Here is an 11,296-nt window from a genome sequence, read left to right on the forward strand (position 1 = left end):
AAACTCCGTAAATGGATAACCAGTCTTAACGGCCATGGCCTTTAAGATTAGCCTTTTTCAAAACAGACTCATATTGTTGAGACATCAAGTGTGTCTGAACTTGAGCCATGAAGTCCATGATAACTACAACTACGATAAGTAGTGATGTACCGCCAAAGTAAAAGCGGACATTCCATGCAATCATCATAAACTCGGGGATCAGACAGATAAAGGTAATGTACAGAGCGCCTGCCAGTGTCAGACGAGTCATCACTTTATCTATGTATTTTGCAGTCTGCTCACCCGGGCGAATACCAGGTACGAACGCACCAGACTTCTTCAGGTTATCAGCTGTCTCGCGAGGGTTAAACACCAACGCGGTATAGAAGAAACAGAAGAAAATAATCGCAGCAGCATAAAGCATCACATAAAGTGGCTGACCTGGGCTTAATGCCAGTGAAATATCACTTAGCCAGCCTAGGTTTTCATTCTGACCGAACCACTGAGCCAGTGTACCCGGGAACAGAATAATGCTTGATGCAAAAATCGCTGGAATAACGCCTGCCATGTTGAGTTTCAACGGCAGATGAGTGCTCTGTGCAGCAAAGACACGACGGCCCTGCTGACGCTTCGCATAGTTAACGACGATACGACGCTGACCACGCTCTACGAACACTACGAAGTAAATTACAGCGAAAGAAATAACTGCAATTAACAGTAGAAGAAGTACGTGCAATTCACCTTGACGTGCCTGCTCTACGGTCTGTCCAATAGCCGGTGGCAAACCAGCAACGATACCGGTGAAGATAATCATCGATATACCGTTACCAATGCCTCGCTCGGTAATTTGCTCACCCAACCACATTAGGAACATGGTACCGGTAACCAAACTAACAACCGCGACAAAGTAAAATCCTAGACCTGGATTTACAACCAGACCTGGGATCATACTAGGTAACCCCGTTGCAATACCAATTGCTTGGAAGGTTGCCAAAACAAGCGTGCCGTAGCGGGTATACTGGCTAATCTTACGACGGCCAGACTCCCCTTCCTTTTTCAACTCAGCTAACGCCGGATGAACAACCGTCAGCAGCTGGACAATAATCGATGCCGAAATGTACGGCATGATACCCAGCGCCAAGATGGAAGCACGCTCAAGTGCACCACCAGAGAACATGTTAAACAGTTCAATGACGGTGCCCTTTTGCTGTTCGAACAGATCGGCAAGTACAGCAGCGTCAATACCAGGAATAGGCACAAAAGAGCCTGCGCGGAAAATTAAGATAGCACCTATTAGAAATAGCAGGCGAGTCTTAAGCTCTGCTAGGCCACCTTGTGCACTACGAAAATCTTGTCCTGGTTGTTTAGCCATCTGTACCTCATCCTCGAGTTAATTATTCCTCGATTTTACCGCCTGCAGCTTCGATAGCAGCTTTTGCGCCTTTAGTCACGCGTAGGCCTTTAACTGTTACAGCGCGAGCGATTTCACCAGAAAGTACAACTTTCGCGAACTCGATGTTCTTAGTGATAATGTTCGCAGCCTTCAGTGTTTCTAGGCTTACTACGTCACCTTCAACTTTCGCTAGCTCAGCTAGACGAACTTCAGCTGTTACCAGGCTCTTACGAGAAGTAAAACCGAATTTTGGTAGACGCTGTTTCAAAGGCATTTGACCGCCTTCGAAGCCTGGACGTACAGAACCACCTGAACGTGATTTCTGACCTTTGTGACCACGGCCACAAGTTTTACCCAGACCTGAACCGATACCACGGCCTACGCGCTTCGAAGAAGGCTTAGAACCAGCAGCCGGAGATAGAGTATTCAAACGCATTCTGATTACTCCTCAACTTTAACCATGTAGATAACCTTGTTGATCATACCGCGTACGCACGGTGTATCTTCAAGTTCTACAGTGTGGTTGATGCGACGAAGGCCTAGGCCACGCAAAGTAGCTTTGTGCTTCGGCAGACGACCGATTGAGCTCTTAGTCTGCGTTACTTTAATAGTCTTTGCCATGTCGATTACTCCAGAATTTCTTTAACAGAAAGACCACGCTTCGCAGCGATCATTTCTGGAGAGTTCATGCCACTCAAACCGTCAATAGTCGCGCGAACGATGTTGATTGGGTTTGTAGAGCCGTATGCTTTCGCTAGAACGTTGCGAACACCCGCAACTTCTAGAACCGCACGCATTGCACCACCGGCGATGATACCAGTACCTTCTGATGCAGGCTGCATGTACACTTTAGAACCAGTGTGGCGGCCTTTAACAGCGTGGTGAAGAGTACCGTCGTTTAGTGCAACAGTAACCATGTTACGACGTGCTTTTTCCATCGCTTTCTGGATCGCAGCAGGAACTTCACGTGCCTTACCGTAACCGAAACCAACGCGACCGTTACCGTCACCAACTACAGTTAGTGCAGTAAAGCTGAAAATACGACCACCTTTAACCGTCTTAGATACACGGTTAACAGCGATCAGCTTTTCATGCAAATCTGATTGAGTTTTTTCGTTAGCCATCTTCCGCCTACCTTAGAATTTCAGACCAGCTTCACGAGCAGCTTCTGCTAGTGCAGCTACACGGCCGTGGTATTGGAAACCAGAACGATCGAATGCAACGTTAGAGATGCCTTTTTCAATCGCGCGCTCAGCAATAGCTTTACCTACAACTGCAGCAGCGTCTTTGTTACCGGTGCTCTTAACTTGCTCACGGATCGCTTTTTCTACAGTAGAAGCGGCTGCGATTACTTCAGAACCGTTTGGTGCGATAACCTGAGCGTACACATGACGTGGAGTACGGTGTACAACTAGGCGAGTTGCACCCAGTTCAGCAATCTTACGACGTGCACGGGTCGCACGACGGATACGAGATGCTTTCTTATCCATAGTGTTACCTTACTTCTTCTTAGCTTCTTTAGTACGCACAACTTCGTCTGCGTAACGAACACCTTTACCTTTGTAAGGCTCAGGGCGACGGTAAGCGCGAATATCAGCAGCAACCTGACCCACAAGCTGCTTATCAGTACCAGTTAGTACGATTTCAGTTTGTGAAGGACATTCAGCTTTGATACCTGCTGGCAGTTCGTGCTCAACTGGGTGCGAGAAGCCCAGAGTAAGTGCTACAGCGTTGCCTTTGATAGCAGCACGGTAACCTACACCCTTAAGAACTAGCTTCTTAGTGTAGCCTTCAGTAACACCAACAACCATGTTGTTAACTAGTGCACGAGCAGTACCTGCTTGTGCCCAAGCTTTTTCGAAACCTTCGCGAGGACCGAAAGTGATTGCGTTCTCTTCCTGGGAAAGAACTACTGCTTCGTTGATAACGCGAACTAGTTCGCCTTTACCACCTTTAACAGTGATTTCCTGACCGTTAAGTTTAACTTCTACGCCGGCAGGAATAACTACAGGTGCTTTTGCAACACGAGACATTTCCTACTCCTATTATGCTACGTAGCAGATAATCTCACCGCCAAGACCCGCTTTGCGAGCAGCGCGGTCGGTCATAAGACCCTTGGAAGTGGATACAACAGCAATACCCAGACCGCCCATCACTGATGGTAGAGCATCTTTTTTCTTGTAGATGCGCAGACCTGGACGTGATACACGTTGGATTTGCTCGATAACTGGGTTAGCTTCGAAGTACTTAAGAGTAACTTCTAGCTCAGGCTTAACTTCACCAGATACAGTGTAGTCAGCCACGAAACCTTCTTCTTTAAGCAGTGCAGCGATTGCAACTTTTAGCTTAGAAGATGGCATTTTAACAGCAACTTTTTTCGCTGCCTGACCGTTACGAATGCGGGTCAGCATATCCGAAATCGGATCTTGCATGCTCATAAGTCAATTACTCCGTGATTCTTAATTGGTAAAAAATTACCAGCTAGCTTTACGCAGACCCGGAATCTCGCCTTTCATGCAAGCTTCACGAACCTTGATACGGCATAGACCAAACTTACGTAGGTAGCCGTGTGGACGTCCAGTCTGGTTACAGCGGTTACGCTGACGAGACTTCGCAGAATCACGTGGTAGTGACTGAAGTTTAAGCACTGCATTCCAGCGGTCTTCTTCAGACGCATTCACGTCGCTAATTAGAGCTTTAAGCGCTGCACGCTTCTCAGCGTACTTAGCTACTAGCTTGGCACGTTTAGCTTCGCGTGCCTTCATTGATTCTTTAGCCATTAGTAACCCTTACTTTTACTTACGGAATGGGAAGTTAAAAGCAGACAGCAGAGCACAAGCTTCTTCGTCAGAATTCGCAGTAGTAGTGATAGTGATATCAAGACCACGTACACGATCTACTTTATCGTAATCGATTTCTGGGAAGATAATCTGCTCACGAACGCCCATGCTGTAGTTACCACGACCGTCGAATGATTTCGGGTTTAGACCACGGAAATCACGGATACGAGGTACAGCAATAGAGATTAGACGCTCGAAAAAGTCCCACATACGTTCGCCACGTAGAGTTACTTTACAGCCAATAGGGTAGCCCTCACGGATCTTAAAGCCAGCAACAGACTTACGAGCTTTAGTGATTAGCGGCTTCTGACCTGCAATAGCAGTCATGTCAGCAGCTGCGTTCTCAAGAAGCTTCTTGTCGTTGATCGCGTCACCCACACCCATGTTAAGTGTGATTTTCTCGATCCTTGGGACTTGCATGATGCTCTTGTATTCAAACTTTTCAGAAAGTTCTTTTACAATAGTCTCTTTGTAGTAATCATGCAGTTTCGCCATAGTACTACTCCAAAATTACTTAATAGTTTCGCCAGTCGACTTGAAGAAACGAACTTTTTTGCCGTCTTCAAATCGGAAGCCTACACGGTCCGCTTTACCTTCACCGTTAACGATTGCAACGTTAGAAGCGTCAATTGCAGCTTCTTTTTCAACGATGCCACCTTGGATGCCCATAGCCGGTACTGGCTTCTGGTGCTTCTTAACAAGGTTGATACCTTCAACGATTACTTTACCGGTTGCTAGAACCTTAGATACTTTACCTTTCTTGCCTTTATCTTTACCAGCAAGAACGATAACTTCGTCGTTACGACGGATTTTAGCTGCCATTTTAGTCGCTCCTTACAGTACTTCAGGCGCTAGTGAAACGATCTTCATAAACTTATCGCCACGAAGTTCACGAGTCACAGGGCCGAAGATACGAGTACCGATTGGTTGCTCAGTGTTGTCGTTCAACAATACGCAAGCGTTACGGTCAAAGCGAATGACAGAGCCGTCTGGACGACGTACGCCTTTACGAGTGCGCACAACCACCGCTTTCAGAACGTCACCTTTCTTAACTTTACCGCGAGGAATTGCTTCCTTAACAGTAACTTTGATGACATCACCGATATGTGCATAGCGACGGTGTGAACCACCCAGAACCTTAATACACATTACGCTACGAGCGCCGGAGTTATCCGCTGCGTCAAGCATACTTTGCATTTGGATCATGTTAGTGCTCCGCTAATTTTAAACATCTAGACCCATCACGAGTCGATTGGCCTTTTCTTCAAAGGCGGCGAATGATAACACTCTTTTCGACCGTTGGGTAGACAAAAAATAAACGGCCCCAAAATTTTTCCGGGGCCGCTCTATTATATCGTTGTTAAGTTCGCTTAGATGCGAGCTTTTTCAACTACACGTACCAGAGTCCAAGACTTAGTCTTAGACATTGGACGGCACTCACGAATTTCAACTGTATCGCCTAGGCCACACTCGTTGTTCTCGTCGTGTGCGTGAAGTTTAGTCGTGCGAGTGATGTACTTACCGTAGATTGGGTGTTTCACCTTACGCTCGATAGCAACAACAATAGACTTATCGCCTTTGTCGCTAACTACACGACCAAGCTGAGTACGAATTTTTTCGCTCATTATGCGCCAGCCTTCTCAGTCAGAACAGTTTTAACACGTGCGATATCGCGACGTACAGCTTTCAGAGTGTGAGTCTGCTGTAGCTGACCAGTAGCAGCCTGCATGCGCAGGTTGAACTGTTCACGTAGCAGGTTCACAAGCTCAGCATTCAGTTCTTCAACGCTTTTAGCGCGCAGATCTTGTGCGTTCATCACATCACCGCCTTAGTTACGAATGTTGTCTTGATTGGTAGCTTACGTGCAGCAAGGTTAAATGCTTCACGAGCTAGTTCTTCAGAAACACCATCCATTTCGTACAGAACTTTACCTGGTTGAATCTGTGCTACCCAGTACTCAACGTTACCTTTACCTTTACCTTGACGAACTTCAAGAGGCTTAGATGTAATTGGTTTGTCTGGGAAGATACGAATCCAGATTTGGCCCTGACGTTTGATATGACGAGTCATAGCACGACGAGCTGCTTCGATCTGGCGAGCAGTAATGCGGCCACGGCCAACTGCTTTAAGACCAAATGTGCCGAAGCTTACGTCAGTACCTTTCGCTAGACCGCGGTTACGACCCTTATGAGTCTTGCGGAATTTAGTGCGTTTTGGTTGCAGCATCGATAAACTCCTTATTTACGGCCTTTGCGCTGCTTCTTAGGCTTGTCAGCCTTTGGCTCAGCAACTGGCATACCGCCTAGAACTTCACCTTTGAAGATCCAAACTTTAACGCCGATTACACCGTACTGGGTGTGAGCCGAAGAAGTTGCGTAATCAATGTCAGCACGTAGAGTGTGTAGAGGCACACGACCTTCACGGTACCACTCAGAACGTGCGATTTCAGCGCCGCCTAGACGACCGCTTACTTCTACCTTGATACCTTTAGCGCCAAGACGCATAGCGTTCTGTACTGCACGCTTCATAGCGCGACGGAACATAACACGACGTTCTAGCTGAGACGCGATGCTGTCTGCAACTAGTTGACCATCTAGCTCAGGCTTACGTACTTCAGCGATGTTGATCTGAGCTGGAACACCAGCGATCTTAGCAACGCGAGCGCGTAGTTTTTCTACGTCTTCACCTTTCTTACCGATTACAACGCCTGGACGAGCAGTGTGAATAGTTACACGGATGCTCTTAGCAGGACGCTCGATAACGATGCGTGACAGAGACGCTTTTTTCAGTTCTTTAGTAAGGAACTGACGTACCTTGAAGTCGCCGTCTAGGTTGTCAGCGAAATCTTGGCTGTTAGCAAACCAAGTGGTATTCCATGGCTTAACGATGCCAAGACGAATACCATTAGGATGTACTTTTTGACCCATTGCTTTCTCTCCTAGTCTCTTAGCGGTCTGCTACAACAACAGTGATGTGGCTAGAACGCTTCAAGATGCGATCGGCACGGCCTTTAGCACGAGGCATAATACGCTTCATGGTAGGACCTTCGTCAACGAAGATTTTAGCTACTGATAGATCATCAATATCTGCGCCTTCGTTGTGTTCTGCGTTAGCGATAGCTGACTCTAGAACTTTCTTGATTAGATCAGCAGCTTTCTTGTTGCTGAACTGTAGAATTTCTAGAGCTTGAGCAACTGGCTTACCGCGCAGTTGATCTGCAACCAAACGAGCTTTCTGCGGCGAAATGCGAGCAAAGCGATGTTTAGCGATAGCTTCCATTACCTACTCCTTAGCGCTTCTTAGCTTTCTTATCCGCAGCGTGGCCGCGGTAAGTGCGTGTTGGTGCAAATTCGCCTAGCTTGTGACCGATCATTTCTTCAGAAACGAAAACAGGAACGTGCTGACGACCATTATGGACAGCGATGGTCAAACCGATCATCTGAGGGATGATCATTGAGCGACGGGACCAAGTCTTAACAGGCTTCTTGTCACCGCTTTCCACCGCTTTCTCTACCTTCTTCAGCAAGTGCAGGTCAATAAAAGGACCTTTCTTGAGAGAACGTGGCATGGCTTATCCTCTGATATAAATTACTTGTTACGACGACGTACGATGTACTTGTCGGTACGCTTGTTCTTACGAGTCTTGTAACCCTTAGTAGGAACACCCCAAGGTGTAACTGGGTGACGACCACCAGATGTACGGCCTTCACCACCACCGTGTGGGTGGTCTACTGGGTTCATTACAACACCACGTACAGTTGGACGAACACCGCGCCAACGTGAAGCACCAGCTTTACCTAGTTCACGTAGCATGTGTTCTGCATTGCCAACTTCACCGATAGTTGCGCGACCTTCAGCAAGAACTTTACGCATCTCGCCAGAACGTAGACGTAGAGTTACGTATGCACCTGCACGTGCAACGATCTGTGCGTATGCACCAGCTGAACGAGCCAGCTGAGCACCTTTACCAGGCTTAAGTTCAACACAGTGTACAGTTGAACCTACTGGGATGTTGCGCATTGGTAGAGTGTTACCAACTTTGATAGCAGCATCTGCGCCAGACTGGATTGAATCACCAGCTTGGATACCTTTAGGTGCGATGATGTAGCGGCGCTCACCGTCTGCGTACAGAACTAGAGCAATGTTTGCGCTACGGTTTGGATCGTATTCAAGACGCTCAACTTTCGCTGGGATACCATCTTTAGTACGTTTGAAGTCGATGATACGGTAAGCATTCTTGTTACCACCACCGATGTGACGTACTGTGATACGACCGTTGTTGTTACGACCACCAGACTTAGATTTTTTCTCTAGTAGTGGTGCGTACGGCTTACCCTTATGCAGGTCAGAGTTAACCACTTTAACTACGTGGCGACGACCTGGGGAAGTCGGCTTACATTTTACAATAGCCATTCTTCTTTGCTCCTAGCCTTACTCTGCACTGCCAGCGAAGTCGATGTCTTGACCTTCTTTCAGGATTACATACGCTTTTTTCCAGTCGCTACGACGGCCTTGGCGCATACCCTGACGTTTGGTCTTACCCTTAGCTACAAGAGTATTTACAGACTTAACTTCAACCTCGAACAGTTTTTCAACTGCTGCTTTGATCTCTTTCTTAGTCGCTGTCATAGCTACTTTGAATACGATAGTGTTACCGTTTTCTGCAGCCATAGTCGCTTTTTCAGAGATGTGCGGAGCACGTAGAACTTTTAAAATACGCTCTTCAGTGATCATGCTAGCATCTCCTCAACTTGTTTAACTGCGTCAGCAGTCATCACAACTTTATCGAAAGCAATCAAGCTAACTGGGTCGATTGCCTTAGCATCACGTACGTCTACTTTGTATAGGTTACGTGCAGCCAGGAATAGATTCTCATCTAGTTCGCCAGTTACGATTAGCGCGTCAGTAAGTTCAAGCTCTTTCAGCTTAGCTACTAGCGCTTTAGTTTTAGGTGCTTCTACAGAGAAGTTATCAACAACGATTAGACGCTCTTGACGAACTAGCTCAGAAAGAATGCTCTTCATAGCACCACGGTACATTTTCTTGTTAACTTTCTGGCTGTGGTCCTGTGGACGAGCAGCGAAAGTTACACCACCGGTACGCCATAGTGGGCTACGGATAGTACCTGCACGAGCGCGGCCTGTACCTTTCTGGCGCCATGGCTTAGCGCCACCACCAGAAACGTCAGAACGGTTCTTCTGAGCACGTGTACCTTGACGAGCACCTGCTGCGTAAGCAACAACTACCTGATGTACAAGCGCTTCATTGAACTCACGCCCAAAAGTAGTTTCGGAGACAGTTAGCGCGTCAGCGCCTTTGACTACCAATTCCATTACTAACTCCTCGACGTTACGCTTTAACAGCTGGTTTAACGATCACGTTGCCACCTGTAGCACCTGGTACTGCACCTTTGATAAGAAGCAGATTGCGCTCAGCGTCAACACGTACGATCTCTAGGTTCTGAGTAGTTACACGCTCAGCACCCATGTGACCAGCCATTTTCTTGCCTTTAAATACGCGACCTGGAGTCTGACACTGACCGATAGAACCAGGAGCACGGTGAGACAAGGAGTTACCGTGGGTCATATCTTGAGTACGGAAGTTCCAGCGCTTAACGCCACCCTGGAAGCCTTTACCCTTAGATGTACCAGTAACGTCTACTTTTTTAACTTCGTTGAACAGCTCAACAGTCAGCTCAGCGCCAACAGCGAACTCTTCGTTGTTCTCTAGACGGAATTCCCAAAGACCGCGACCAGCTTCAACACCTGCTTTCGCAAAGTGGCCAGCTTCTGACTTAGAAACACGGTTAGCTTTCTTCGTACCAGTAGTTACCTGGATTGCGTTGTAGCCGTCAGTTTCAACAGATTTAACCTGAGAAACGCGGTTAGCTTCAACTTCAACCACAGTTACTGGGATAGAAACGCCATCTTCGGTAAATACGCGGGTCATGCCCACTTTACGACCGATTAGACCAATCATTCTCTTATCTCCCCTTAACCTAGGCTGATCTGAACATCAACGCCAGCAGCTAGGTCTAGACGCATAAGAGCGTCAACAGTTTTATCTGTTGGCTCAACGATGTCGATAAGGCGCTTGTGAGTACGGATTTCGTACTGGTCACGTGCGTCCTTATTAACGTGTGGAGAAATAAGAACAGTGAAACGCTCTTTACGAGTAGGTAGAGGGATTGGACCCTTAACCTGCGCGCCAGTGCGCTTAGCTGTTTCAACGATTTCCGCAGTTGACTGATCGATCAGACGGTGATCGAACGCCTTTAGGCGGATACGAATACGTTGGTTCTGCATGAGACAGAGCTCCAATAATAAAAATTACACAAACAATATCGCCACCCAGACTCGTAAAGACGAGAGAATGCCGATTGATTTATGTGAACGTAGCATCCGAATTGGATACATTGTCAGCCAATTAAATTGACTGCGAACTTAAGTCAGAGTGTATATTAACAGATCGCTAAGCGACCCTTCCTCAATGCTCATTGGTTCACAACTGCGCTTACGAGAGCTTATTGTCTCGAGCAGTGGCGAGCATTATACAGATCACACTTTGAAGCGCAACCCTTTGTAGGAAAAATAATCAGAGTAGGGATAAATTGAGTGGGTGTTTCTGTCAGCTGGCTTTCTTAAATGCAGCAGTGACAGTTTCCTCGATCACTTCCTTAGCGGTGCGAATGCATTTACCACACTGAGAACCCAACGGGGTGACTTGTCGAATACCACGTATATCTGTGATCCCGTGTTCTACAGTTAGTTTGGCAATTTTTTTATCTGAAATAGCGTGGCAAAGGCAAACGTACATTGTGAATCCATCTTATGTTGTGACCACGGCAATATAAACAAGAATGGTTTTCATTACCAGCAAATTCAGCGGATCATTTATATGGTTTAGTCATTTCTTTGAGAAAGATCTTTAGATAAAGGAATATCAAGACAGCCATGACATATTACTCAGACATTCCCCTTTCAGCCCTGTCCCAGTATATAGCAGGATCAAAAAAGGGAGCCGAAGCTCCCTTTTTTTGTGTCGTTAGACAATCAGCGAATATTATTCGATGATAGAAGCAACA

General features: G+C 46.8%; 23 protein-coding genes. All 23 read right to left on the reverse strand.

Annotated features, from left to right (window positions below; all coding sequences use genetic code 11):
* Positions 1–25 precede the first annotated feature (25 nt).
* The 23 genes from secY to C942_RS19015 all read right to left on the reverse strand — a co-directional run bounded on the left by secY (position 26) and on the right by C942_RS19015 (position 11,028).
* Positions 26–1,351, reverse strand: coding sequence for a preprotein translocase subunit SecY (gene secY / locus C942_RS18905; RefSeq protein WP_007469097.1), 1,326 nt, complete (start codon positions 1,349–1,351; stop codon positions 26–28).
* A 22-nt stretch (positions 1,352–1,373) separates the two neighbouring features.
* Complete coding sequence (gene rplO, locus C942_RS18910) at positions 1,374–1,808, reverse strand: 50S ribosomal protein L15 (RefSeq protein WP_007469099.1); 435 nt, start codon at positions 1,806–1,808, stop codon at positions 1,374–1,376.
* A 5-nt stretch (positions 1,809–1,813) separates the two neighbouring features.
* The gene (gene rpmD, locus C942_RS18915; protein WP_007469101.1) at positions 1,814–1,993 is read right to left on the reverse strand and encodes a 50S ribosomal protein L30; all 180 of its coding nucleotides are present in this window, start codon (positions 1,991–1,993) and stop codon (positions 1,814–1,816) included.
* A 5-nt stretch (positions 1,994–1,998) separates the two neighbouring features.
* Entirely contained in the window at positions 1,999–2,496 is a 498-nt protein-coding gene (gene rpsE / locus C942_RS18920) for a 30S ribosomal protein S5 (protein ID WP_007469103.1), read from the reverse strand.
* Positions 2,497–2,508: 12 nt separating this feature from the next.
* Complete coding sequence (gene rplR / locus C942_RS18925) at positions 2,509–2,862, reverse strand: 50S ribosomal protein L18 (RefSeq protein ID WP_007469105.1); 354 nt, start codon at positions 2,860–2,862, stop codon at positions 2,509–2,511.
* A 9-nt stretch (positions 2,863–2,871) separates the two neighbouring features.
* Entirely contained in the window at positions 2,872–3,405 is a 534-nt protein-coding gene (gene rplF / locus C942_RS18930) for a 50S ribosomal protein L6 (protein WP_007469108.1), read from the reverse strand.
* Between the two features lie 12 nt (positions 3,406–3,417).
* Positions 3,418–3,810: a 30S ribosomal protein S8 gene (rpsH, locus tag C942_RS18935; protein ID WP_007469110.1), complete on the reverse strand. Its 393-nt coding sequence runs from the start codon at positions 3,808–3,810 to the stop codon at positions 3,418–3,420.
* Positions 3,811–3,846: 36 nt separating this feature from the next.
* A complete protein-coding gene (gene rpsN / locus C942_RS18940; protein WP_007469112.1) occupies positions 3,847–4,152 on the reverse strand; it encodes a 30S ribosomal protein S14 in 306 nt (101 codons plus the stop codon).
* Positions 4,153–4,167: 15 nt separating this feature from the next.
* Positions 4,168–4,707 (reverse strand): 50S ribosomal protein L5, encoded by a 540-nt coding sequence (gene rplE / locus C942_RS18945; protein ID WP_007469114.1) that lies wholly within the window; start codon positions 4,705–4,707, stop codon positions 4,168–4,170.
* A 15-nt stretch (positions 4,708–4,722) separates the two neighbouring features.
* Positions 4,723–5,034, reverse strand: a complete 312-nt coding sequence (gene rplX, locus C942_RS18950) for a 50S ribosomal protein L24 (RefSeq protein WP_007469115.1) — start codon at positions 5,032–5,034, stop codon at positions 4,723–4,725.
* 12 nt (positions 5,035–5,046) lie between these two features.
* Positions 5,047–5,418, reverse strand: coding sequence for a 50S ribosomal protein L14 (rplN, locus tag C942_RS18955; protein WP_004410450.1), 372 nt, complete (start codon positions 5,416–5,418; stop codon positions 5,047–5,049).
* Between the two features lie 164 nt (positions 5,419–5,582).
* Complete coding sequence (gene rpsQ, locus C942_RS18960; protein WP_007469132.1) at positions 5,583–5,837, reverse strand: 30S ribosomal protein S17; 255 nt, start codon at positions 5,835–5,837, stop codon at positions 5,583–5,585.
* Positions 5,837–6,028 (reverse strand): 50S ribosomal protein L29, encoded by a 192-nt coding sequence (gene rpmC, locus C942_RS18965; RefSeq protein ID WP_007469134.1) that lies wholly within the window; start codon positions 6,026–6,028, stop codon positions 5,837–5,839. The genes rpsQ and rpmC overlap by 1 nt, the downstream gene beginning before the upstream one ends.
* Positions 6,028–6,438 (reverse strand): 50S ribosomal protein L16, encoded by a 411-nt coding sequence (rplP, locus tag C942_RS18970; RefSeq protein WP_007469136.1) that lies wholly within the window; start codon positions 6,436–6,438, stop codon positions 6,028–6,030. Before rplP ends, rpmC begins: the two co-directional genes overlap by 1 nt.
* An 11-nt stretch (positions 6,439–6,449) precedes the next feature.
* Positions 6,450–7,139 carry a 30S ribosomal protein S3 gene (rpsC, locus tag C942_RS18975; protein WP_007469137.1) on the reverse strand — a complete coding sequence of 230 codons (690 nt, stop codon included), beginning with the start codon at positions 7,137–7,139 and terminating at the stop codon, positions 6,450–6,452.
* A gap of 19 nt (positions 7,140–7,158) precedes the next feature.
* Positions 7,159–7,491 carry a 50S ribosomal protein L22 gene (gene rplV, locus C942_RS18980; protein WP_007469139.1) on the reverse strand — a complete coding sequence of 111 codons (333 nt, stop codon included), beginning with the start codon at positions 7,489–7,491 and terminating at the stop codon, positions 7,159–7,161.
* A 10-nt stretch (positions 7,492–7,501) separates the two neighbouring features.
* Positions 7,502–7,780, reverse strand: coding sequence for a 30S ribosomal protein S19 (rpsS, locus tag C942_RS18985; RefSeq protein ID WP_007469141.1), 279 nt, complete (start codon positions 7,778–7,780; stop codon positions 7,502–7,504).
* 20 nt (positions 7,781–7,800) lie between these two features.
* Entirely contained in the window at positions 7,801–8,625 is an 825-nt protein-coding gene (gene rplB, locus C942_RS18990) for a 50S ribosomal protein L2 (RefSeq protein ID WP_007469143.1), read from the reverse strand.
* 18 nt (positions 8,626–8,643) lie between these two features.
* The gene (gene rplW, locus C942_RS18995) at positions 8,644–8,946 is read right to left on the reverse strand and encodes a 50S ribosomal protein L23 (RefSeq protein WP_007469145.1); all 303 of its coding nucleotides are present in this window, start codon (positions 8,944–8,946) and stop codon (positions 8,644–8,646) included.
* On the reverse strand, positions 8,943–9,545 hold the full coding sequence (gene rplD, locus C942_RS19000; RefSeq protein WP_007469147.1) for a 50S ribosomal protein L4: 603 nt from the start codon (positions 9,543–9,545) through the stop codon (positions 8,943–8,945). The genes rplW and rplD overlap by 4 nt, the downstream gene beginning before the upstream one ends.
* A gap of 16 nt (positions 9,546–9,561) precedes the next feature.
* On the reverse strand, positions 9,562–10,191 hold the full coding sequence (rplC, locus tag C942_RS19005) for a 50S ribosomal protein L3 (protein ID WP_007469148.1): 630 nt from the start codon (positions 10,189–10,191) through the stop codon (positions 9,562–9,564).
* A gap of 14 nt (positions 10,192–10,205) precedes the next feature.
* Entirely contained in the window at positions 10,206–10,517 is a 312-nt protein-coding gene (rpsJ, locus tag C942_RS19010; protein WP_002541412.1) for a 30S ribosomal protein S10, read from the reverse strand.
* Positions 10,518–10,839: 322 nt separating this feature from the next.
* A complete protein-coding gene (locus C942_RS19015; protein ID WP_007469153.1) occupies positions 10,840–11,028 on the reverse strand; it encodes a (2Fe-2S)-binding protein in 189 nt (62 codons plus the stop codon).
* Positions 11,029–11,296: the final 268 nt, after the last annotated feature.

Source organism: Photobacterium marinum, from assembly GCF_000331515.1.
In the GTDB taxonomy this organism is placed as follows: Bacteria; Pseudomonadota; Gammaproteobacteria; order Enterobacterales; family Vibrionaceae; genus Photobacterium; species Photobacterium marinum.